The organism is Pseudomonas sp. MRSN 12121 (assembly GCF_000931465.1).
Classification (GTDB): Bacteria; Pseudomonadota; Gammaproteobacteria; order Pseudomonadales; family Pseudomonadaceae; genus Aquipseudomonas.
In genome coordinates this window covers 2,548,929-2,570,905 of the sequence record NZ_CP010892.1, presented here as the reverse complement: position 1 = coordinate 2,570,905, position 21,977 = coordinate 2,548,929, and the positions used below count along the sequence as shown (strand labels likewise).

The window sequence follows — 21,977 nt, the reverse complement described above, 5'->3', positions numbered from 1 at the left end:
CGACCGACAGGAGAAGCGCCGGCTTGTACAACCTACCGCCCCGACTGGAAGCCAAGCTCAACAGCAGCCAGTTCTCGAACCTGTTCACCTTCCAGGTCGCGGCCCGCCACCTGAGCTTCAGCAAGGCCGCCGACGAGTTGTGCCTGACCGCCAGCGCGGTCAGCCATCGCATTGCGCGGCTGGAGGCGGAGCTGTCGATCCCGCTGTTCCGGCGGCTGACCCGGCGGGTGCAACTGACCGAGGCCGGTGAGCGCATCTTCGCCATCCTGCAGCAGGCCCTGGGCGATCTGTCCGAAGTCCTGGCCCAGCCGGTCGACGCCGACCTGGCCGGGCCGCTGACCCTGTACGCCCATCCGTCCATCGCCCATTCCTGGCTGGTGCCGCGCCTGGCCGAGTTCGGCCTGCGCTTTCCCGGGGTTCGGCTGGACCTGCGCGTGGGCAACGACCGCATCGACTTCCGCACCCGGCAGATCGACCTGGCGCTGTACTACGGCAATGGCGAGTTCCATGGGCTGGTGGCGCACAAGCTGATGCAGGAACGGGTCGCGCCGGTGTGCAGCCCGCAATACGCCGAGCGCCACGGGCTGACCGGGGCGCTCGAGCGACTTGAGCACTGCACCCTGCTGCATGATTCGCTGGCCTGGGACCACGCCACCTTCGACTCCGAATGGGCGCTGTGGCTGCGCCAGCAGGGCGACATGCCGATGCCCGAACGCGGGGTGACCTTCGATCGCTCGGACCTGTGCGTCACCGCCGCCCTCCACCATGCCGGCGTGGCGATCGGCCGCGAGCACCTGGTCAGCGAGGCGATCGGGCAAGGCCGCCTGGTGCTGCCGTTCAGCGGTTTTACCCGCAGCGGCGAATACGACTACTACGTGGTCCACCCAGCCCTGGAAGCCCTGCCACGTCGAGTCGCGGCCTGTATCGCCTGGTTGCGCGAGTGCGCCGCGCAAACGCCGGCTATCTGAAGGCCGGCGCGCAATGGCCGGCCGGAGGGAGAATCAGCGGTCGGCCTTCTTGCGCAACGCTTTCAAGCGCTGGCTCGCCCGCTGCGCCGCGGCCATTTTCTCCGGGCGCTTCATGCGTTTCCATTGGCGGATATCGTCCTTGCTGCGCCCGCAACCCAGGCACAGGTCGCCGCTCAACTGGCACACGGCGATACAGGGGTTGGCGATGTCCTTGGCCATGCTTCAGCCGCGCGGCATCAGTGCTGCATCGCGCCGTGGTCGGCCATGTTCAGCGCGCGCGCCTGGGCCTCGACCTTGATCGACTCCTTCTCGCCCTTGGCGTTTTCCACGGTCAGGGTCAGCGGCACCTTGTCGCCTTCCTTCACCTGGGCCACCAGGTCGATCAGCATCACGTGGTAGCCATGCGGATCCAGGGCCACGGCCTTGCCGGCCGGCAGCTCGACGAAGTCCGCCGGGCGCATGCTCATCACGTCGTTATGCATGGTCGACTGGTGGATCTGCACAGTCTTGGCCACCGGCGAAGCCACACCAAGCAGCCTGCTGTCGTCGCTGGCGGTCAGGGTCATGAATGCCCCGGTGGCCTGTTGCCCGGCGACGGTGGCGCGCACCCAGGCGTCGGTGACCTGGGTCTGGGCCGCGGCATGGCCGGCCAGGCCCAGCAGCGACAGACCGAGCAGGATGCGCTTGGCGCGTTGGGCGACAGTAGTTTGATTCAGGGCCGGATACATCAGCAGACCTCCATGACGGTCAGTAAATCTTCCGCACACTCTTGCGCGGTAAGCGATTGGGACAATCCCAGGCGCAGCGTGCCCCGGGAGTCGTAGACAAAACTGGTGGCGGTGTGGGACAGCGTGTAGGTCGAGCCGCTGGGGATCTTCTCGTAGAACACGTCGAATTCCTTGGCCGTGGCCGCGGTTTCTTCCAGGGTGCCGTACAGCGCGACGAAGGTCGGGTCGAAGGCCTTGACGTAGGCGTCCAGTACCGCCGGGGTATCGCGCTCGGGGTCCAGGGTGATGAAGATCACCTGCAGGCGCTCGCCGTCGCGGCCCATCAGTTTCTTGGCCTGGGCCGCGCGCGCCAGCGTCGTCGGGCAGATGGCCGGGCATTGGGTGAAACCGAAGAACACCATTGGCATCAGGCCGCTGAAGCTCGACAGGGTCCTGACATTGCCCTCGGTGTCCTTCAGCTTGAAGGTACGCCCCATGATCTTGTCGCTCAGGTCCTTGCCGTACTTGAACGACAGCTGCCCGCGGGTATCGCAGCCGGCCAGCAGGCCGAGCCCCAACACCCCCATACCCGCGAGCACCTCGCGACGACTCAACAAAACACTCATTCGTTACCGCCCTTTCAGGAGCCGGAAGTCCAGACGACCCACCGGGCGGGCCATCCGTAAAAAACGCCGCATGGTAACAAACGAGGGGGGCCGGTTCCTGCCAAATGGATGACAGGTTGTGTGCAATTCGCGCCAGTGCGACGATTCGCCGCGCTCTGGCCTGCAGCTTTCAGCCGCGCCGCGGGTTCAGTCGCGCCAGCCGTCGCTGCCAGTCGCCACCGTTGACGCGCCGGCATTGTTCTTCGCTGTCGTACTGCACATGGGCCGCCAGCGCCGGCAACTCGATGCCGGCCTCGGCCAGCGCCCGGGCGGTCAGTTCGAGCATGCGTGCGCCCTGCCCGCTGGCCAGGGCCCGGCTCTTGTCGGCCTGGGTGGCGAACACCCACACCACGTGCAGGCTGGCGGGAAACGCCGCGTTGTCGACGACGTGGGTCAGCCAGGCAAAACCGTCGATCTGTGCCTTGGCGGTTTCGCAGGCGTCGGTGAGGCTGGCGACCAGGCGGCGCTCGATGCGTGCCTGCTCGCGTTTACTGGATGGCATGGGGACTCCTCGGCTGCCGGGGCTGCGGTCGCGCAGTCTTGCTGCCGACGCCCGGCAATACAAGCCCCGGGTGGCCGGCGCAACGGTTATTCCGTAACATTCGCCGTCCTTGCAATTCCCGCCCTTGCGGCCATCGCTGGCCGCCCTCTCAGGTACTTCATGAAACCCGCTCGTCTTCGCGCCGATGTCCTGGCCGGCCTCACTACTTCGTTCGCGCTGGTGCCCGAGTGCATCGCCTTCGCCCTGGTGGCCCACCTCAACCCGCTGATGGGCCTGTACGGGGCCTTTATCCTCTGTACCCTGACCGCCCTGTTCGGCGGTCGCCCGGGCATGATTTCCGGGGCCGCCGGGTCGATGGCAGTGGTGATCGTCGCGCTGGTGGTACAGCACGGCGTGCAGTACCTGCTGGCCACGGTGCTGCTCGGCGGCCTGATCATGATCGCCTTCGGCCTGCTGCGCCTGGGCAAGCTGGTGCGGATCGTGCCGTATCCGGTGATGCTCGGCTTCGTCAACGGCCTGGCGATCATCATCGCCCTGGCCCAGCTGGAGCACTTCAAGGCCGGCGAACGCTGGCTCGGCGGCCCGTCCCTGTGGCTGATGGCGGGCCTGGTCGCGCTGACCATGGCCATCGTCTATCTGCTGCCGCGCCTGAGCCGCGCGGTGCCGCCGGCGCTGGTGGCGATCCTCGGGGTCGGCCTGCTGGTGTACCTGCTCGACCTGCCGACCCGCACCCTGGGCGACATGGCGCATATCGCCGGCGGCCTGCCGCGGTTCGCCCTGCCGGACATCGCCTGGAACCTGGAAACCCTCGGCATCATCGCCCCCTACGCATTCCTGATGGCCATGGTCGGCCTGCTGGAAACCCTGCTGACCCTCAACCTGACCGACGAAATCACCGAGAGCCGCGGCGAACCGGACCGCGAGTGCGTGGCCCTGGGCGCGGCCAATATCGCCTCCGGCCTGTTCGGCGGCATGGGCGGCTGCGCGATGATCGGCCAGACCGTGATCAACCTCGGTTCCGGCGGCCGCGGCCGGCTGTCCGGGGTGGTCGCCGGGGTGATGTTCGTGGTGTCCCAGCAGACCTTCGCCTGGGGCTCGCTGCGGGTGCTGCACAAGGTGCCGCTCAACGACATGCTGGTGATCGTCGCCGTGACCCTCATCACCGTGTTCACCGACCTGGCCACCGCGGTGTTGTGCGGCATCGTCATCGCCGCCCTCAACTTCGCCTGGCAGCACTCGCGCGAGCTGTACGCCGACAGCCACGAGGAAGCCGACGGCAGCAAGCTGTACCGGGTCCACGGCACGCTGTTCTTCGCCTCGACCACACCCTTCCTCAACCACTTCGACCCGGCGGGCGATCCGCAGCACGTCACCCTCGACTGCCGTCACCTGAGCTTCGTCGACTACTCGGCCATCGCCGCCCTGAAGACCCTGCGCGAGCGCTACGCCAAGGCCGGCAAGCAGCTGCGGGTGACGCACCTGTCGGAACGCTGCAAGCAGCTGCTCAAGCGGGCGGGCATGCAGCACGGTTGAGCCAGACTCTGGGGAGCGCCCCACGCGGCGTTCGATAAAGGTCTTTACACCACCGCCCCGCTTTCTTACTGTCGGGCGGCCTCGGCTCCAGCGGGGCCGCCCTTCCATCGAACATCACAAGGAATCCGCCATGTCAGGGACAGACCTGTTACTCAACAGCATCGAGACGCTCAGGGAAAACCTGATGCTCGGCCACAAGCAATCGCAGAAGTATCCGACGACGGTCATCGGCAACGAACGGGAGCTGATCATCGAAAGCCTGCTGGCGCGCGTGCTGCCGCAGAATGTGCGCTACGGGTCCGGGGTCATCATGGACTGCTACGGGAAAACCTCGGGCCAGGTGGATATCGTCCTAGAGTGCGAGCAGAGCTTCAGCCTGCCCATCACCTCCGGCAAGCAACGGCTCTATTTCGCCGACACCGTGGCGGCGGCCATCGAAGTGAAGTCCGACCTAGGCAAGCAGAAGGCCGAGGCATTTGCACAAAGCGATGCGGTCCAACGGCTACAACGAAAAAAGTCGAAGAAGGACTTCAGGCTCAACAACCAATATATCGTTCCCTCCTACATCATCGCGTTCAAAGGGCCAGCAGAAAAAAAACTGTCCGATCTGTTGTACAAGGAATGCAGGAAAAAGAAACAGCTTTATCCCACTGGCATCCTGTGCCTCGATCCTGCTTACTTTTTCAGTTTCGAGCCCACGGGAAACTATGAAGCCACCGGCGACAACGCCATTTTCGCGTTCCTGTGCAGCCTCTCCAATTGGTTGTCGTTCAACCGAGACAGCCGGTTCGACATCAAGAGCTACCTCTCGCTCCTGAACTGACGAGGCCCCGATAGCTCATCCGGAGAACTCAAGGCGAGCCATGGCTCGCCTTTTTCATTGCTCGCTCCCAGGCCATTTCGGCCAAAACAGCGACATCATTGTGATATCATCGCCGCCTTTCCGGCAGGGCCCGTGCCACCTCGTCCCCCCGGAAACGCCCATAAAGAAGGCGCCCCGATGCGCCTCCCGCCTGCCTTGCCTGTGAGAACCGACGACGCCCCGGAGCCTTTCCGGTCGCGCGCCGCTTTGCTGCGAACCTGCCGGATGCCACGCAGGTTGTGCCTTTTGCCGCCACAAGGAACACAGTCATGCTTTTACGATCGATGAACATTTCCCGCCGCGCCGGCCTCAGTTTTGCCCTGATCGCGCTGCTGGCGGTTGCGCTGGGGACCTTCTCCCTGCTGGAGATGCGCCGCATGAACGAGCAGTCGCTCGAGGTCGACAGGAACTGGCTGCCCTCAATCGTCGCCGCCAACGCCATGGCCCTGACCAGCACCCAGATCCGCACCCTGACCCTGCGCCAGCTGGTGGTTCGCGACAAGAACGAGGTCGATGTCCTGCTGGACCTGATCAATCAACTCGACGAGCAATTGTCGGCCCAGCAGCTGGTCTACGAAAAACTCAGTGTCGACCCCGAGGAACAGGCCGCATATGCGCGCTTCCTGGGCGTCAAGGCGCTGTACCTCAAGGACCAGCAGCGCGTCCTGGAGCTGGCGCGCCAGGGTCGCCGGGACGAGGCTATCGCGATCGTCGACGGCGGGCCGTTCCTGACCAATGCCGACGCCATGCTCAAGGAGTTGCTGACGGTGGTCGAGGTCAACACCCACGGCGGCGAAGCGGCGGCCGCGCGCAGCAACGAAGTGTTCCACAGCGCGATCGGGCTGGTGCTGACGATCCTCGGCGTGGTGCTGGTGCTGACCGTCGGCCTGGCCATCGTCCTCACCCGCAGCATCGTGCGGCCCCTGGGCCAGGCCGTGGAGGTCGCCGAGACCATCGCCAGCGGCGACCTGTGCCACACCATCAGCGTCACCGGCAGCGACGAGCCCGCCCGCCTGCTGCACGCCCTGCAACGCATGCAGAACAGCCTGCGCAGCACCCTGCAGAAGATCGCCGATTCCTCCAACCAGCTGGCCTCGGCCGCTGAGGAGCTGCATGCGGTGACCGAAGATTCCAGCAAGACCCTGCACCAGCAGAGCAACGAGCTGGAACAGGCTGCCACCGCGGTCAACGAGATGACCGCGGCCGTGGAAGAAGTGGCGCGCAACGCCGTCAGCACCTCGGAAGCCTCGCGGGAAACCGACACCACCGCGCACCACGGGCGCGAGCAGGTGCAGCACACCGTCGACTCCATCGGCGACCTGGCCGACGAGGTCACCCGCACCTGCGAGCAGGTCGAGCACCTGGCGGTGGATGTGCGCAATATCGGCCAGGTCCTGGAGGTGATCCGCTCCATCGCCGAGCAGACCAACCTGCTGGCCCTCAACGCCGCCATCGAGGCCGCGCGGGCCGGCGATGCCGGGCGCGGTTTCGCCGTGGTCGCCGACGAGGTGCGGGCCCTCGCCCACCGCACCCAGCAGTCGACCCAGGAAATCGAAAGCATGATCAACACCATCGAAGAAGGCACCGAAGGCGCGGTCAGCGCCATGCGCCACAGCAACGAACGCGCCCATCTGACCCTGGAAGCCGCGCGGGCCTCGGGCCTGGCGCTGGACCAGATCACCCAGGCCATCACCTCGATCAACGAACGCAACCTGGTGATCGCCAGCGCCAGCGAAGAACAGGCCCAGGTCGCCCGCGAAGTGGACCGCAACCTGGTGAACATCCGCGACCTGGCGACCCAGACCTCGGCCGGGGCCAACCAGAGCAACGCCGCCAGCCAGGACCTGTCGCGCCTGGCGGTGGAGCTCAATGGCCTGGTGACGCAGTTCAAGGTCTGATGGCACCGCCTCCCGCGCCCCGGGCGCGGGAGGCCCTCAATAAACGTATTGGCCAATCACCCGCCGCACCCTTTCCAGCGCCACCCGCAACGTGTCCGGATCGACCGACCCCAGGGCCAGGCGAATGGCATGGGGCACGGGCGCGGCGCTGACGAAGGGCTCGGCGAGGGACACCGAGACGTTTTCCCGCAGCAGCGCCATCGCCACCTGATCGGCGCGCGCTTCCTCGGGCAGCGGCAGCCAGAGGAAATACGAGGCCGGATGGGTGATGCAGTCGAGGCCGGCCAGCACCTCCCTGGCCAGGGCCTGCCGGGCGCTTGCGTCCTGGCGCTTTTCTTCCTCCAGGCGCTGCACCGTACCGTCGTCGAGCCAGTTGCAGACCAGCGCCGTCATCACCCCGGGGGTGTTCCAGGTGGTCGCGCGGATCACCCGTTCGATCTGCGGCACCCAGGCCAGCGGCGCGACCACGAAACCGACCCGCAGGCCGGTGGCGACGTTCTTCGAAAATCCCGACACATAGACCGTCAGCTCCGGCGCCAGGGCCGCCAGCGGCGGGGGCGGATCCTTGGCGAGAAAGGCATAGGCGCCATCCTCGATGATCAGCAGGCGGTGCTGCCGGGCGATCCGCACCAGGCGCTCGCGCCAGGCCAGGTCCAGCACCCAGCCCATGGGGTTGTGCAGGGTCGGCATGGCGTACACCGCCCGCACCCGCCGGCTGCGGCACAACTGTTCGAGGCTATCCAGGTCGGGGCCCTGCGCAGTGAGGGCGATCGACACCCGCTCCACGCCATGGGCATCGGCCACCACCTTGAAACCCGGGTACGTCAGGGCGTCGGTGGCGACCACGTCGCCGGGCTTGAGCAGCGCCATCACCGTCGCCGCCAGGCCGTGCTGGGCGCCGCTGACGATCGACAATTGCTCCGCCGTCACCTTCAGCCCGCAAGAGGCCAGATGACGTGCCAGCACCGCCCGCTCATGGGGCCGGCCGCTGTGGGGCTGGTAGCGCAGCAGCGCCTCCAGGTCGCCGGCGGCGGCCAGCTGGCGCAGGCCCCCGCGCAACAATTCGGCCTGCCCCGGAAGCGCGGGATAGTTGAAGTTGAGGTCCAGGGTGCCCGCCGCCAGCGGCTGCTGATCGATGCCCTGGCCGGGGGGCAGCGCGGTCTCGCGAACGAAGGTGCCGCGCCCGGCTTCGCCGCTGACCAGCCCCATCGCCTCCAGCTCGGCGTACACCCGCGAGGCCGTGACCAGCGCCAGCCCTTCCCGGGCGGCCAGATCGCGGTGAGTGGGCAAGCGGGTGCCGGGCGGCAAGGTTCCGCCACGGATATCGGCGGCCAGAGCGTCGACCAGTTGTTTGTAGCGGGCACGGGCCATAGGCGAATGTATCCATGACAATATTTTGATTGTATTGATCAGCCTGCCTAGGATGAGCCCGGAACAGCACAGGCGCAATCGCCTCCCGCTGCGCTCATTTCCCGACAGCCCAGAGTCCTGCCATGGAACGCATATCGAACTTGCGACACCCAAGCACACCAACGACCGCCAGCGGCTGGCTCAACGGCTTTATCGGCGTGCTGATTTTCAGCGGCTCGCTGCCGGCCACCCGGGTGGCCGTGCTGGAGTTCGCCCCGCTGTTCCTGACCGTGGCCCGCGCCAGCATCGCCGGGGTTCTCGCCTTGTGCCTGTTGCTGCTGTTCAAGGAAAAACGCCCGAGCCGACACCAGCTGTGGCCCCTGGCAATCGTGGCCCTGGGCGTGGTCGTGGGCTTCCCGCTGCTGACCGCGCTGGCCTTGCAATACGTCACCTCGGCCCACTCCATCGTCTTTGTCGGCCTGCTGCCACTGGCCACCGCGGCGTTCGGCGTGCTGCGCGGCGGCGAGCGACCGCGGCCGGTGTTCTGGCTGTTCTCGGGGCTGGGCAGCCTGCTGGTGGTGGGGTTCGCGGTGTCCCAGGGGCTGAGCGTCGCGCCGGCCGGCGACCTGCTGATGCTGCTGGCCATCCTGGCGTGCGGCCTGGGTTATGCGGAGGGGGCGAAACTGTCCAGGACCCTGGGCGGCTGGCAGGTGATTTGCTGGGCGCTGGTCTTGTCGTTTCCGATCATGCTGCCGCTGACCCTGTTCAGCGCCCCGCCCACATTGGCCGGCATCACCCCGCCCGCCTGGCTGAGCCTGGCGTATGTGGCGCTGTTCAGCATGTTGCTGGGGTTTGTGTTCTGGTATCGCGGCCTGGCCCAGGGCGGTATCGCTGCCGTTGGCCAGTTGCAGTTGCTGCAACCCTTCTTTGGCCTGGCGCTGGCGGCCACCCTGCTGCATGAGCCCGTGAGCCTGGGCATGCTGGGGGTGACCGTGGCGGTGATTTCATGCGTGGCGGGGGCGAAGCGGTTTTCCACATGACGGTCCCCTCCCGCCCCTGGAAGAGTGGACCGGCCCGATGGGTTCCGCTCAGGTCGGGGAAATGGTGGCCAGCACCCCGATCGCGATGGTCAGCGTCAAGAATCCAAACAAGAAAATCGCCATCTTCGCCATAAAGGCCTCCTGAACAATAGGTTTTCGCCGGTGCGAAAAACAGAACGCCCCTTCAGGTTCCAGCCGGTAGGCCGTGGTGCCTGAGGGTGCGTTTATTGTCCGGCCGGAACTGATCCCGATACAGACGCAGGTGCAAAAGAAAAATACGGATCAGATGCACCGTCGAGTTTGCGATTCATCACCCCAAAGGCCGGGTACATGAGCCGCAACCGAAATTCGCGCGCCCACGGCCAGCGCCCTCCGGGCCAGCATGGCAGCCTGTTGCCGGCGACTCCCGCGGTCATTTGCGCGCCAGCTTGAAACGCACGCAATCCTCATAAAAGCTCTGGCGCACCGTGGCCGGCTTGGCCCGCGACGGGCTGTCGTAGGTCTGTTCGGTGATGCCCATGGCCATCATGCGCATCCAGCCCTTGCTGAACTTGTAGGTCTGCAGCTTCTGCCGCGCGGCGTACAGCGAAACGCCCGACAGCTTCAGCTCCTGCGCTCGCGCCGCCGTCCCCGCGCCCCAACTGCACATATAGCGGTCATTGGCCGGCAACTCCCTGCCCTCGGCCGCGAATGCCGCGCCGACCAGGGCGAACGAGCTCAGCGTCATCCATACATTGCGCATTTTTCGATCCACCTAAGCATCTGAAATTAAAGTGATTTTGGCGAGACTTCGGCGCGTGCGGGGCCAGCACGCCACGGGCCGGAAGAAGGCAATGTGCCTCTCTTTTAATGGCCACCCGGTTACCCAGCGCCCAATGGCCAGCCTTGGGCAGTCGCTACAAGCGTCGGTGGTCCACCTCGCGGGCAGAAAATTCCCCTCGCACGCGTCCGGCTGGTATCGTGCGGCCCTGTAAAAAGCCGCATGACTGTGAGGAATTGACGTTGAGTACGGAAGAAAAACTGACCGGGGATCTGTTCGAAGTCGACAAGCGCCTGGGGCTCAAGCCCGTGGTGGACTTCAACACCTATCTGCGCACGGCCTTCGGCGACGGCCAATGCACCTGCGGTCGTTGTGTCGCCAGTGCGGGCGACGAGAGCGGTTATGCCTACCGGCACAGCTTCGAATTCGACGGCCAGGTGACCCACCGGCGCTTCGCCAACACCGCCGGCAGCGATGTCCTGCTGGCGCTGAAAAAGGCCTGGTTGTCCTACACCAAGACCGAGCTGGAAGTCAGCGGCAACCTCGCGCTGGACACCGTCAAGGAGTTCGTCGAGCCGCAACTGCACAAGCGCCTGCTGCCCCTGCTGCTGGCCAGCGGGCTGGTCAAGGACGTCGAAGGCCAGTTGCAGATCCAGGCACAGGCCGCCTGAATCGGTCCTGGCCGGCCGCCTCGTCGACGACCGCGCCAGGGCCTTCTCCAACAATAAGAAAGGCAAGCCCCATGCACCCACTCTCCCTGCAAGACCGCACCGCGCCGGACGGCGTTTGTTATGGCTGTGGCGGCAACAACCCCCATGGCCTGCACCTCAAGAGCCACTGGCACGAGGATGGGGTGCATGTGCTGGCCGAGCACCTGCCGGACGCCAAGTACTGCGGCTGGCCCGAGCTGGTCTACGGCGGCCTGATCGCCATGCTGGTGGACTGCCATTCGAACTGGACCGCGATGGCCTACCACTACCGCGCCGAACAACGCACGCCCGGCAGCCTGCCGCGCATCGACTGCGTGACCGGCAACCTGGGCATCAAATTCATCAAGCCGACGCCGATGGGCGTGCCCCTGACCCTGCGCGCCAGGGTCGAAGGCAAAGTCGGCCGCAAGAGCCGGGTGATCTGCGAGGTGTATGCCGGCGATGTGCTGACGGCGGTGGGCGACTCGGTCTTCGTGCGGGTCGATACCGGGCAACTGGCCGCGGCGGCCCATGGGCGCGAGGTCGAGTCGGCCTGACAGGCGCCGAAGCGAGCAGCAACAGGGACGATCATGAGCCTTTTCCAGCGGCTGAAAAACCTGATGGCGCGAGCCCCCCGGGAACAGATCCTGGGGTACTCCCGGCCTGAACTCCAGGCGATCTTTACCGCGCCGCTGCCATCCCCCGCGCCCATCCTGCCCGCCTTGCCTCACCTCGTCCCCCTGGCACACGGCGCCGTGCAGGCCTACTACTGCGCCCTGCTGATCGATGCCCAGGACCTGGACTCGTTCCAGGCCCTCGTCGCGTGCAGTTTCGCCCTGATCCACGAACGCCGTTTCAACGACCTCCCCGTCAGGCAGTATGCAAATGCGCCACATGACCGGCAGCTGATTAGCCTGGTATCGCCCCGGGAATTCAACGCCATCACCCTGCGCCTGGTGACCAACTGCCCCGATTTTCTCGAGGCGATCCATTGCCAGCGTTTCGCCGTTCCGCCCCCCTGGATCGCCTTCGAGGGCTACCCGCCCGCCTGGTGGGGCGAGTCGTTACAAGGCGCCCAGGGCTACTACAACGACCAGTACTTTTTGCCGTTTTTTACAGGCTTGAGCGAGACAGAGAAGCTTGCTTATTACGCCCGATACAGTGCCACGCAAGAGTGGACTGCCAGCCTGCTGTCAGTCAGCGATGAGCAAGAGGAACCTGCAGGCCGGGATAAACGCTGACTCAGGCGCGTGTCGACTTCTGGTGATGCAAGTCTGGGATCGCCGTGAGGACATTCATCAACAACTCTGCGACCGTCATCTCTCCATTCAACCTTAAGGTAGGTTTAGTCAGATGCTTGAGCCACAGCTCATGCCTGGGTCTGCTTCGGCCTGCCCGACTGCCCGTTTCATAGCTCTCGGCCCACGCGAGAAACTTTTGGTGGTTCGCATGCATATCGCCCCCGAGCAGAATACGTTGGCCATACCGTTGCAGCTCGCGTGATCTCAAGCGTTCCAGACGCAGTAAGGTCGGAGTATCAATGAACACCACCAGATCGGCGCGTTGAATCAACTCGGCTCCCCAATCATCCAATGAGCCGGACAGTACCCAGGGCAGATCAGCCAGTGCCCGTTTTAGCAAAAGGAGTCTTTCTTCAGGCGGACGTGATTGTTCAAAGGGGGGATCCGTCGGACACCAATAGTAATCATCAACATCAAAGTGAGGCACTTGAAGGCTGTCCGCCAATGCCGCTCCCAAGGTGCTTACTCCTGCCCCGGAAGCTCCGCTGATATAAATCCGCTTGCTCAACGCTTGATGTCCTGTCGAATGAAAAGGTATGCAGCAGCGATTGTGATTTGACGAAGATCGGCCATGTGGATGAGGCCCCACTTCCTACCCCGCCAACCTCTTGCTCACAATCTCCCCATACTCGCTCTTGATCTGTTCGTAGCCGTACCTTTCCTCCAGCCGCTTGACGGTGAAATGCCCCCGGGCCATGTCCTGATAAAAATCGGTGAACAGCGCATTGATGGTCGCGCCGGTAAAGGCGCCGATCACCGGGACCGCCTGCGCCGCGAACTTGCTGGAAATGGTCACGCCAAAACGGGTGGCGACTTTCTCGATCAGCACAGCCAGCCATTTTCCGGCCTGCCCCGGGGTCAACCTGCTCACCGCATCGGTCCCCTGCCGTGCGGCAATGGCGGCCAGCTCCTTGGCCAACTGCTGCATGGTCTGGGTGGTAAAGCTGCGGGTGATGTAGTAGCCCGTCTCCGTCGCATCATCGGCCTGGCTGTTGCCGCCCATGGCGAACACCTCGATACAGGCCTGCTTGGTGGAAAAGTCGTCCAGGTCGAAACCTTCGCTGCGTGCCACGTCGGCCACGGAGCGCATCATGATGGTAGTAGACACCGGCAGCTCGACAAACAGCGCGGCGAAACCGAAGGCACCGCCAACAGCCCCCGAAGTCGCGGCATACATCTTGTGCAACAGTGTCGACGCAGGTTTTTTCGGACTGTTTTCCAGGCTCCACAGCGCCGCATCGGCGGACGAATGCAGCGCCGCGGTCACGGCACCGTTGATCTTCTTCGCGACCGGATCAGGCAAGGCCTTTACCGCGCTTTCGATGGGCGAACCGAGCAAACCGGACAGCCTCGCCGTCAGGGAGGGCGACTCCAGCAAACCCACGGCGTGCTTCAGGTCCTTGTAGTCTTGCGGGTTGTCTCTGATATTCACGACCTTCTCCTGGCAAATGCACCGCTCATAACGGGCAAGGTAATGAATTTCCACAACGCTGGATACTTTACTGGCCGACCACTGCCCTGGGCAGCACCCCCGCGTTGCGCTTGTCACTGAACCGGCCCCGGACCGGCCGGCAGCCCGCGCCGAAAAGCACAAGACTTCGCGCTGAAAAGCCGGATAATACCGGCCAATTTTTTGCTCGTACTGCTGGTAATCCCCCATGGAAATCAAGGTCAACTTTCTCGACAACCTCCGGCTCGAAGCCAAGTTCGACGACTTCACGGTGGTGGCAGACCAGCCCATCCGCTACAAGGGCGATGGTTCGGCGCCGGGTCCGTTCGACTATTTCCTGGCGTCGTCGGCCTTGTGCGCGGCGTACTTCGTCAAGCTGTACTGCCAGACCCGCGACATCCCCACCGACAACATTCGCCTGTCGCAGAACAACATCGTCGACCCGGAAAACCGCTACAACCAGATCTTCAAGATCCAGGTCGAGCTGCCGGCGGACATCTCCGAGAAGGACCGCCTGGGCATCCTGCGCTCCATCGACCGCTGCACGGTGAAAAAGGTGGTGCAGACCGGTCCCGAGTTCGTGATCGAGGAAGTGGAAAACCTCGACGCCGATGCCCAGGCCCTGCTGATGCCGGGCCTGGAGTCGGGCACCCGCACCTGCATCGCCGGCAAGGACCTGCCGCTGGAGCAGACCATCGCCAACATGTCGGCGATCCTCGCGGACCTGGGGATGAAGATCGAGATCGCTTCCTGGCGCAATATCGTGCCCAACGTCTGGTCGCTGCACATTCGCGATGCGCAGTCGCCGATGTGCTTCACCAACGGCAAGGGCGCGACCAAGGAAGGCGCGCTGGCGTCGGCCCTGGGCGAGTTCATCGAGCGCCTGAACTGCAACTTCTTCTACAACGATCAGTTCTGGGGCGAAGAGATCGCCAACGCCGAGTTCGTCCACTACCCGGACGAGCGCTGGTTCAAGCCGGGCCCCAAGGATGAACTGCCCAGCGAAATCCTCGACCCCTACTGCCTGAAGATCTACAACCGCGATGGCGAACTGCGCGGCTCGCACCTGATCGACACCAATTCCGGCAACGCGGAGCGCGGCATTGTTTCGCTGCCGTTCGTGCGCCAGTCGGATGGCGAGGTGGTGTACTTCCCTTCCAACCTGATCGAGAACCTCTACCTCAGCAACGGCATGAGCGCCGGCAACACCCTGGCCGAAGCCCAGGTGCAGTGCCTGTCGGAGATCTTCGAGCGCGCCGTCAAACGCGAAATCATCGAAGGCGAATTCGCCCTGCCGGACGTGCCCCAGGAAGTGCTGGCCAAATACCCTGGCATCCTGGCCGGCATCCAGGGCCTGGAGGAGCAAGGCTTCCCGGTGCTGGTCAAGGACGCATCCCTGGGCGGCGAATTCCCGGTGATGTGCGTGACCCTGATGAACCCGCGCACCGGCGGCGTGTTCGCCTCGTTCGGCGCCCACCCGAGCTTCGAAGTGGCGCTGGAGCGCAGCCTTACCGAACTGCTGCAGGGCCGCAGTTTCGAGGGCTTGAACGACTTGCCGCAGCCGACGTTCGAAGGCCAGGCGGTCACCGAGCCGAACAACTTCGTCGAACACTTCATCGACTCCAGCGGCGTGGTGTCGTGGCGCTTCTTCAGCGCCCAGTCGGATTACGAATTCGTCGAGTGGGACTTCTCCGGCCAGGGCTCAGACTCTAATGCCCAGGAAGCCGCGACCTTGTTCGGCATTCTCGAAGGCATGAGCAAGGAAGCCTACATGGCGGTGTACGAACACCTGGGCGCCACCGCCTGCCGCATCCTGGTGCCGGACTATTCGGAAATCTACCCGGTGGACGACCTGATCTGGGACAACACCAACAAGGCGCTGTTCTTCCGCGAAGACATCCTCAACCTGCACCGCCTCGACGAGGATGAGTTGCAGGCGCTGCTCGAGCGCCTGATAGACAGCGAGCTCGACGACTACACCGATATCACCACCCTGATCGGTATCGAGTTCGACGACAACACCGCCTGGGGCCAACTGACCATCCTGGAGTTGAAACTGCTGATCTTCCTGGCCTTGCAGCAATATGAAGAAGCCAAGGAATGCGTGGAGATGTTCCTGCAGTACAACGACAACACCGTCGAGCGTGGCCTGTTCTACCAGGCGATGAATGCGGTGCTGGAGATGGAGCTCGACGAAGACCTCGACCTGGCGGACTACGAAGCCAACTTCCGTCGCATGTTCGGCAACGAGCGGATGGACGCGGTGATCGGCTCGGTGCAAGGCAGCGTGCGTTTTTACGGCCTGACCCCGACCAACATGCAGTTGGAAGGGCTCGATCGCCACCTGCGCCTGATCGACAGCTACAAGAAACTGCACGCGGCGCGCGCCAGGGCAGCAGCCCTCTCGCACTGAGCCGTCGACAAGCCTGGGGCCTGCGATCGCACGGACAGATAAGGTCCGGCAGGCCTTCAGGCTCGAGGAGTGGCAGGCCTCGGCCTATCGAGCAAAAACGCGTTGATAAACGGCATCCTTGCCAGCGCTTTTTCAGATCATCCGGCTGGGCAAGGCAGCCTCAATCCGACTCCAGGATCGTCCTCAGCAGCTCCTTGTTGCTTTTGCTTTTCATCTCGGGCGGCTTACTGTTGTCGATTATGTTCCTGCTTTCCGCCTCGGCGCAGGTGGCGAAGCCGAACGCAACGACTCGCTCCTCACTGTTCACAGCCACATAATAATCGGCACTGCGCCCGTTTTTATCTAAAGAAAAATCGAGGCAAGTACCTTTAATATTCTTAGTTGGCTGTTCTCGTGTGGGTTTTACACCTGCTGCGAGAACCGACTGTTTTGTCGCACCCGCTTTAGATGAAGCAGTCACAACTGGATTGGATGAAAACGCCGTCAAGGTGCTAGCATTTTCAAGTGTCTTGCAGCCCGTCAAACCGAGCACAGAAAATGCAAAAACAAACACTGCCTTATTACTCATGCAAAGAGCCCTGCCTTTAAAGTGAGAATCAAACCTACTCAATGTCACCGGCAATGTAAATACTCCCAAAAAGCTACTAACAACGAATAGCAAGAAACAACAAAACCAGGCAACTTAAATATAGACAGGCAACTACCAACTCCGCCAAATATAGCTAACAACTCTTTCCTGCAAGACTTCTGGCCACCAGAAATCCGTCATTTTGCAAGAGGAGTACCTGTTATAAAAAATATTCAGACTGGAGCCTTATAGTGCGCATTGCAACGACTACTGCATTACTTGCATTACTTACCCTGTCCGCCACCCCGGCGATGGCCATCAATGACTTATGGAGCAAGGCCCTCTCGTCCGGAGCGACAACCGGTTCAACCTATCTGACTTCTTCGACAGACAAAAAAATAATCATGGCCATTCAAGATGATGCCAGCAGCTTTGTCGCCAGCGACGGCGCCATACGTGGTCCTTACCTTGAGGCCGCCATACAGAAGATCCGAGCCTCTCAACCGGATCTAAAAATCAGCGATATGGCGTTGGCTAGCGCACTGCTGGCAACACACTCCGATAGCTGATGCAGGCGTCTGGCCTGGACCACGCAAAAATGCACTGGGCGCGCCACTTGGAAATACATCGCGTTTATAAGCACCCTTGTTTCAAGCCGCCAGCCCATGCATGAACGCTGCAGATGGATACTCACAAAAACAAAAACGAGGTAAACCATGGCTATATTTGATTACAAAGGCTTGAGCGCCGAAGCAAACCGGAAACTGTTCAATGATGTTTACGACATCATAACTTATACGCAATATCTGATAGATACACCGACTGCCGGCTGGAAACAGCTTTCGGCAGAAACCCTGGATTACAAAGGTATAACAGATAAGCGCGGTACTTATTACGGCGAACAGTCATCGGTTGCAACAGCCCAGGCAGAAGTTCTGGGGCAATATGACCAGGCCGGCAATCTGGTCAAGATCGCCATTGGATTCCGTGGCACAGGGGGGCCTCCAGAGGCAGGTATCCAGGACTACCTGCATGACTTCAAAAACAACTTCCAGGCGGCATTCGATCCCCAAGGATTTGGTACCGAGTATCCTTACCTGGCATTCGGCAACCTGCTTTCTTCCGTTGCCAGCTATGCCTCGCAGCACGGTTTGGCAGGGCAAGACATTGTTATCGGCGGGGCAAGCCTTGGGGGAATGGCCGTCAATAGCATGGCCGATCTAAGCGAAGACCGCTGGGACGGTTTCTACAAGGACTCCAGTTATGTGGCCGTGGTTTCCCCAAGCCTGAGTACGAGCCAGAAAGTCCTGAACCTTGGAGCTGAAAACGATCCGGTCTTCCGCCTAATGGAAAACGGTCAGCTGACCTGGGGGAGTTTGGGCGCTCATGATTCCCCGGTTGAGCTAACAACCGACAACATCATCAGCTTCAACAGCCACTACGCCAGTTTCTGGCAAAATCTCCTTCCCCACTCGGTATTCAATCCGCTTTCCTGGCTGGTCCATGAGCCTGCGGAAATTGCCGCCTATTTGAAACGGATCGCAGACTCTGAATTCTATGAGCTGACGCATGAGGACTCGACCATTGTCGTTTCAAACCTATCACCCGAGGCAGGAAGTACAACCTGGGTCGAAAACCTTGGGCGCTACGGTTCAACCCATAGCGGACCGACATTCGTCCTCGGTACGGAAAACAATGACCTGCTGCGGGGCGGCGCAGGCAACGACTACCTTGAAGGTGGCGGGGGGAACGATGTGTTCCAGACCGGAGGCGGCTACAACATGGTCCTCGGTGGGCAGGGCAGCAACACGCTGGACCTGCGAGGCTCCCTCAGCCAGTTCCAGCTCGCCTACGACAGCGCCAAGGATGATTTGAACGACGGGCCCAATACCCTTTATGTACGTGACGGTCTTGGAGGCATCAGCGTGCTCAGCGATATCGACACCCTGACCAGTCAAGAGACCACGTGGATTTTTTTCAACAAGACCGTGAGTCACGACGTGACGGTCGACGGGTTACGTACCGGTAACGAGATGACTGCCTACCAACACTCGGTCAATGGCAACGCCCAGGAAAATCAGCTGGCCGCAACGATCGACGGCGACTGGCTATTCGGCAAGAACGGCAATGACGTACTCAGCAGTGACAAGGCCAATGTCACCTTTGTCGGCGGCAACGGCAACGACACCCTGAACTCACAAGGCGGCGGCAATAACACCTTCTTGTTTCATGGCAATTTTGGCCAGGACCAGGTGTTCGGTTTTCATGCTTCGGACAATTTGAAGTTCATCGGGGTTGGCGCAGCAGCCGACAACCCGGACTATCGAGATTTTGCTTCTGAAGTAGACAACAACACCGTGTTTCACTTCGGTGAGAACTCGGTGACGCTTGTCGGAGTGGGCCTGGATAGTTTGTCCAGCTACGGTGTGACGATTGCCTGACTGCAAGCGCCAGCGAACCACCTGCTTTTATCCCGTTGGACGGATGATTGCAGGTGGGTACCTGCCCTTCCCTGCCTGTTCAATCCACGGGCTCCCGCACTCACCTTGATTGTTTCCTGGCCATTGACGGGGTCATGCCAAACTTATCCGAGAATACCTTGCTGAATTGACTTCCCGAGCTAAAGCCACAGGCCAGGGCAATATCCAGAATAGAGCGATCCGTATCGACAATAAGTCCATTTGCAAGCTGCAGCCTGCATTCTATTACATACTGATACGGAGAAACGCCAATCGCCTTCTTGAACTCTCTGGAAAAATAAAAAGGGCTCAAGCCAACACACCCCGCCAACTCTTCCAAATCCATCGGACGATGTAAGTTCTCCAGTACATATTCTTTCAAATACCTGAGCTTGAGTGCAGGCAGGGCCGAGCGATACTCCCTTACTTCGACCTTAGACATCTCGACCAACAACAAAATGGCAATTGACTCACGATGGAGCGGGTCATCCACACTCACAAACCGTTCGCTCAGCCATCTAATCCTGGGTTCATTAAGGGTAAACAAAGGAGATAGCACCAGGCCCTTATCCCCACTCGGTAAAAAAGCAGCCAGTCGTTCATCTATTGTGATCGCGGTATAGGCGATTTTGCCCCGGCCATGAAAGTTTCCTGAAAACTCGCTGTGAGCAGGAATCAGATCAATTTTCCTGTCCAGACACCGTGGGCCTGTCGACCTCTTGCCATCCAGCCAGGACATGCCATCGGTAGCCGCCCCGGCGTCAAACAGAATCAAGGTGGGCTGCTCTCTTTTCACCTCGACGGTGTGCTCGCTTTCTGCATGCACATGATCAATCCGACCATATCCCCATCCCTTGGACGAGGACTTCAACACCGCTTCCGGGTTATAGGAAATTCCACCCAGTGCAAAGTCATCAGTCATCTTCAATAAACCCTGATACCGCCCCATTTCGTTACATCATAACAAAATCAGTCAAAGCAATTACAAGCCCATACCACGATTCAAATTAGTGCTTTTCTGCAACAGTGCTTCCCACTCATCGCCCTTCTCTCGCCATCAATGCCGCTCTAACTTCCATCACCAGATGAACTTACTCGCATGCCATCGCGGCTTGGACCGAACACGTCATTCCGGTTGCCAGCCCATCGGCCCCATTAAATTTGCCTGAGAAGAGCCTTGCTTCTATGACCTTTGCAAAAAACAGCAAAATCGCTACTCGCGACTACGACATCATTATCGTGGGAGGTGGTTCGGCCGGTGCAGTAATGGCCAGCCGGCTCAGTGAAAACCGCAATCAATGCGTGCTGCTGATCGAAGCGGGTGCTTCCTACACTAAATCGACCTTTCCTCCGCAGATCGCTCTGGGCCGCCGTGTAGGCGGTGATGCGAGCACGACCTGGGCGCACACGCAGGAAATCGGTTCTTCAAAGGCCAGCGGTGGTCTGAGGGCAAAGATTCTGGGAGGAGGCTCGGCCATCAATGCTGCGGCTTTTGTTCGCGCACCACGTTCGGACTTCGATAGGTGGGCCGCGGCTGGCTTGCGGGACTGGGCGTATGAGCAGGTGCTGCCCTATTTCAAGAAGTCGGAAAAAGCTGATTACGGTAACGACGAGTGGCACGGGCGTCGCGGCCCCATACCCGTTCACCTGCGTAGAAAAGACGAATTGAGCAAGACCGCGCAGGCATTTATCGATGCCGCATTGCAGGCAGGTTTTCTCTCTAACGATGATCTTAACAAGCCGTTCCCCAAGGGCATCGGCATCTATCCATTGAATGTGCAGGACGATCCCGGCAATCCGGCATTGGATAGAAACGATCGGGAAATCCGAGTCAATACGGCGATTGCCTATCTGACAGACGATGTACGTCAACGGGAAAACCTGGACATTCTGGCCGACACCGAAGTCGATAAGGTGCTGTTCAACGGCCACCACGTGCGCGGCGTGCAGTTGGCCGACGGTCGTGAGTTGACCGCGCGACAGGTGGTGCTGAGCGCCGGCGCCATCGGCAGCGGCGCAATATTGCTTCGCTCGGGCGTAGGCCCCAAGGAGCATCTGGCTGCCCACTCCATCCACCTTGTGGCCGATCTGCCGGTCGGCCAAGCCTTGATGGATCAGCCAAACGTTTATCTGCAGGTGTTCATTGAGGGAGACGGGGCGATCCTGCCAGCGCTGGGAGGAAAGCTTTGGGAACAATCCTCCCTGGCAGCTGCGGACCAGCTCGATATCTATTTGGGGTTCAATCACTTCGCCAATCTTGCGCAATCCCCCACCGGCAAGGCCTTTGGCATCATCGCCTGCGCCTGCCGGCCACGCTCCCGAGGCAAACTGGAACTGGAGTCTGCCGATCCGCGCGCATTGCCACGTGTCAGCCTGAATCTGCTGTCGGTGGAGTCCGATATTCAGATCCTGATCGAGGCAGTGGCCATGATGCGGCGGATCGCTGCGCATGAACCATTGAGAAGCCAGGCCGTCTCCATCCATTTCTCCGATGGCAGCGAAGTTCCAACAGACCTCAAGAGCCTGAGGGAAGCCATCGTCAAACAGGTCGACTCCACGTTGCACGTTACATCCAGCGCTCCCATGGGGCCGTTGGGCGATCCGCTGGCAGTGCTTGATGAACAAGGTCGAGTGTATGGCCTGTCGGGGCTACGAGTCGCTGATGCGTCGATTTTCCCTGACGTGCCCTCGGTCGCCACCAATCCAACGGTAATCATGGCCGCCGAATACATCGCCGACCGGATCAAGCAAGCCGGCCCATCCGCAGCCTGAGCCCTTTCAATACAGCGCCTTCTGAACGTTGTCCGCCCCT

At 61.6% G+C, this 21,977-nt stretch carries 22 protein-coding genes and 1 pseudogene; 13 read left to right on the top strand and 10 right to left on the bottom strand.

Translation table 11 applies throughout. The features are described 5' to 3' along the window. Positions 1 to 23: 23 nt before the first annotated feature. Positions 24 to 968 (top strand): DNA-binding transcriptional regulator DsdC, encoded by a 945-nt coding sequence (gene dsdC / locus TO66_RS11865; protein WP_044462490.1) that lies wholly within the window; start codon positions 24 to 26, stop codon positions 966 to 968. Positions 969 to 1,001: 33 nt separating this feature from the next. Here the strand turns inward: dsdC and TO66_RS11860 are convergent, their stop codons facing one another. From TO66_RS11860 to TO66_RS11845, 4 genes are all read right to left on the bottom strand, one after another. Beyond that, the gene (locus tag TO66_RS11860) at positions 1,002 to 1,187 is read right to left on the bottom strand and encodes a DUF1289 domain-containing protein (protein WP_044462489.1); all 186 of its coding nucleotides are present in this window, start codon (positions 1,185 to 1,187) and stop codon (positions 1,002 to 1,004) included. A gap of 17 nt (positions 1,188 to 1,204) precedes the next feature. Continuing rightward, entirely contained in the window at positions 1,205 to 1,696 is a 492-nt protein-coding gene (locus tag TO66_RS11855) for a copper chaperone PCu(A)C (protein ID WP_044462488.1), read from the bottom strand. After that, the gene (locus tag TO66_RS11850; RefSeq protein WP_044462487.1) at positions 1,696 to 2,301 is read right to left on the bottom strand and encodes an SCO family protein; all 606 of its coding nucleotides are present in this window, start codon (positions 2,299 to 2,301) and stop codon (positions 1,696 to 1,698) included. The genes TO66_RS11855 and TO66_RS11850 overlap by 1 nt, the downstream gene beginning before the upstream one ends. A 169-nt stretch (positions 2,302 to 2,470) precedes the next feature. Beyond that, on the bottom strand, positions 2,471 to 2,842 hold the full coding sequence (locus tag TO66_RS11845; protein ID WP_044462486.1) for a hypothetical protein: 372 nt from the start codon (positions 2,840 to 2,842) through the stop codon (positions 2,471 to 2,473). Between the two features lie 159 nt (positions 2,843 to 3,001). On the opposite strand from TO66_RS11845, the gene TO66_RS11840 reads away from it, so the two are divergent. From TO66_RS11840 to TO66_RS34280, 4 genes and pseudogenes are all read left to right on the top strand, one after another. Then, entirely contained in the window at positions 3,002 to 4,375 is a 1,374-nt protein-coding gene (locus TO66_RS11840) for a SulP family inorganic anion transporter (protein ID WP_044462485.1), read from the top strand. 130 nt (positions 4,376 to 4,505) lie between these two features. Next, on the top strand, positions 4,506 to 5,198 hold the full coding sequence (locus tag TO66_RS11835) for a DUF6602 domain-containing protein (protein WP_044462484.1): 693 nt from the start codon (positions 4,506 to 4,508) through the stop codon (positions 5,196 to 5,198). Between the two features lie 308 nt (positions 5,199 to 5,506). Beyond that, positions 5,507 to 6,277 (top strand): annotated as a pseudogene (locus tag TO66_RS34285) (MCP four helix bundle domain-containing protein); the annotation flags it as partial. Next, positions 6,272 to 7,135, top strand: coding sequence for a methyl-accepting chemotaxis protein (locus TO66_RS34280; protein ID WP_409077191.1), 864 nt, complete (start codon positions 6,272 to 6,274; stop codon positions 7,133 to 7,135). The pseudogene TO66_RS34285 and the gene TO66_RS34280, both read left to right, overlap by 6 nt. 36 nt (positions 7,136 to 7,171) lie before the next feature. Here the strand turns inward: TO66_RS34280 and TO66_RS11825 are convergent, their stop codons facing one another. Continuing rightward, positions 7,172 to 8,506, bottom strand: coding sequence for a PLP-dependent aminotransferase family protein (locus tag TO66_RS11825; RefSeq protein ID WP_044462482.1), 1,335 nt, complete (start codon positions 8,504 to 8,506; stop codon positions 7,172 to 7,174). Between the two features lie 122 nt (positions 8,507 to 8,628). On the opposite strand from TO66_RS11825, the gene TO66_RS11820 reads away from it, so the two are divergent. Next, on the top strand, positions 8,629 to 9,525 hold the full coding sequence (locus TO66_RS11820; RefSeq protein ID WP_044462481.1) for a DMT family transporter: 897 nt from the start codon (positions 8,629 to 8,631) through the stop codon (positions 9,523 to 9,525). A 412-nt stretch (positions 9,526 to 9,937) separates the two neighbouring features. Here TO66_RS11820 and TO66_RS11810 read toward each other — a convergent pair whose 3' ends face one another. Then, positions 9,938 to 10,267, bottom strand: coding sequence for a hypothetical protein (locus tag TO66_RS11810; RefSeq protein ID WP_044462480.1), 330 nt, complete (start codon positions 10,265 to 10,267; stop codon positions 9,938 to 9,940). A gap of 260 nt (positions 10,268 to 10,527) precedes the next feature. On the opposite strand from TO66_RS11810, the gene TO66_RS11805 reads away from it, so the two are divergent. From TO66_RS11805 to TO66_RS11795, 3 genes are all read left to right on the top strand, one after another. Continuing rightward, positions 10,528 to 10,956 (top strand): hypothetical protein, encoded by a 429-nt coding sequence (locus tag TO66_RS11805; RefSeq protein ID WP_044462479.1) that lies wholly within the window; start codon positions 10,528 to 10,530, stop codon positions 10,954 to 10,956. A 71-nt stretch (positions 10,957 to 11,027) separates the two neighbouring features. Beyond that, complete coding sequence (locus TO66_RS11800) at positions 11,028 to 11,531, top strand: PaaI family thioesterase (RefSeq protein ID WP_044462478.1); 504 nt, start codon at positions 11,028 to 11,030, stop codon at positions 11,529 to 11,531. Positions 11,532 to 11,564: 33 nt separating this feature from the next. Next, entirely contained in the window at positions 11,565 to 12,215 is a 651-nt protein-coding gene (locus tag TO66_RS11795) for a hypothetical protein (RefSeq protein WP_044462477.1), read from the top strand. A gap of 1 nt (position 12,216) precedes the next feature. Here TO66_RS11795 and TO66_RS11790 read toward each other — a convergent pair whose 3' ends face one another. Further along, a complete protein-coding gene (locus TO66_RS11790; protein ID WP_044462476.1) occupies positions 12,217 to 12,783 on the bottom strand; it encodes an adenylate kinase in 567 nt (188 codons plus the stop codon). An 84-nt stretch (positions 12,784 to 12,867) separates the two neighbouring features. Further along, positions 12,868 to 13,950 (bottom strand): EcsC family protein, encoded by a 1,083-nt coding sequence (locus TO66_RS11785; protein ID WP_256243350.1) that lies wholly within the window; start codon positions 13,948 to 13,950, stop codon positions 12,868 to 12,870. On the opposite strand from TO66_RS11785, the gene TO66_RS11780 reads away from it, so the two are divergent. Further along, positions 13,934 to 16,138 (top strand): OsmC domain/YcaO domain-containing protein, encoded by a 2,205-nt coding sequence (locus TO66_RS11780; RefSeq protein ID WP_044462474.1) that lies wholly within the window; start codon positions 13,934 to 13,936, stop codon positions 16,136 to 16,138. The genes TO66_RS11785 and TO66_RS11780 overlap by 17 nt on opposite strands. A gap of 160 nt (positions 16,139 to 16,298) precedes the next feature. On the opposite strand, the gene TO66_RS33300 is transcribed toward TO66_RS11780, so the two are convergent. After that, positions 16,299 to 16,706 (bottom strand): hypothetical protein, encoded by a 408-nt coding sequence (locus TO66_RS33300; RefSeq protein WP_148558666.1) that lies wholly within the window; start codon positions 16,704 to 16,706, stop codon positions 16,299 to 16,301. Between the two features lie 251 nt (positions 16,707 to 16,957). Between TO66_RS33300 and TO66_RS11775 the strand changes: the two genes are divergently transcribed. After that, complete coding sequence (locus tag TO66_RS11775) at positions 16,958 to 17,275, top strand: DUF2388 domain-containing protein (RefSeq protein ID WP_044462473.1); 318 nt, start codon at positions 16,958 to 16,960, stop codon at positions 17,273 to 17,275. A gap of 147 nt (positions 17,276 to 17,422) precedes the next feature. Then, on the top strand, positions 17,423 to 19,147 hold the full coding sequence (locus tag TO66_RS11770; RefSeq protein WP_044462472.1) for a calcium-binding protein: 1,725 nt from the start codon (positions 17,423 to 17,425) through the stop codon (positions 19,145 to 19,147). Between the two features lie 100 nt (positions 19,148 to 19,247). Here the strand turns inward: TO66_RS11770 and TO66_RS11765 are convergent, their stop codons facing one another. Further along, positions 19,248 to 20,087, bottom strand: a complete 840-nt coding sequence (locus TO66_RS11765) for an AraC family transcriptional regulator (protein WP_171820060.1) — start codon at positions 20,085 to 20,087, stop codon at positions 19,248 to 19,250. 263 nt (positions 20,088 to 20,350) lie between these two features. Between TO66_RS11765 and TO66_RS11760 the strand changes: the two genes are divergently transcribed. Continuing rightward, the gene (locus TO66_RS11760; protein WP_044462470.1) at positions 20,351 to 21,937 is read left to right on the top strand and encodes a GMC family oxidoreductase; all 1,587 of its coding nucleotides are present in this window, start codon (positions 20,351 to 20,353) and stop codon (positions 21,935 to 21,937) included. Positions 21,938 to 21,977 lie beyond the last annotated feature (40 nt).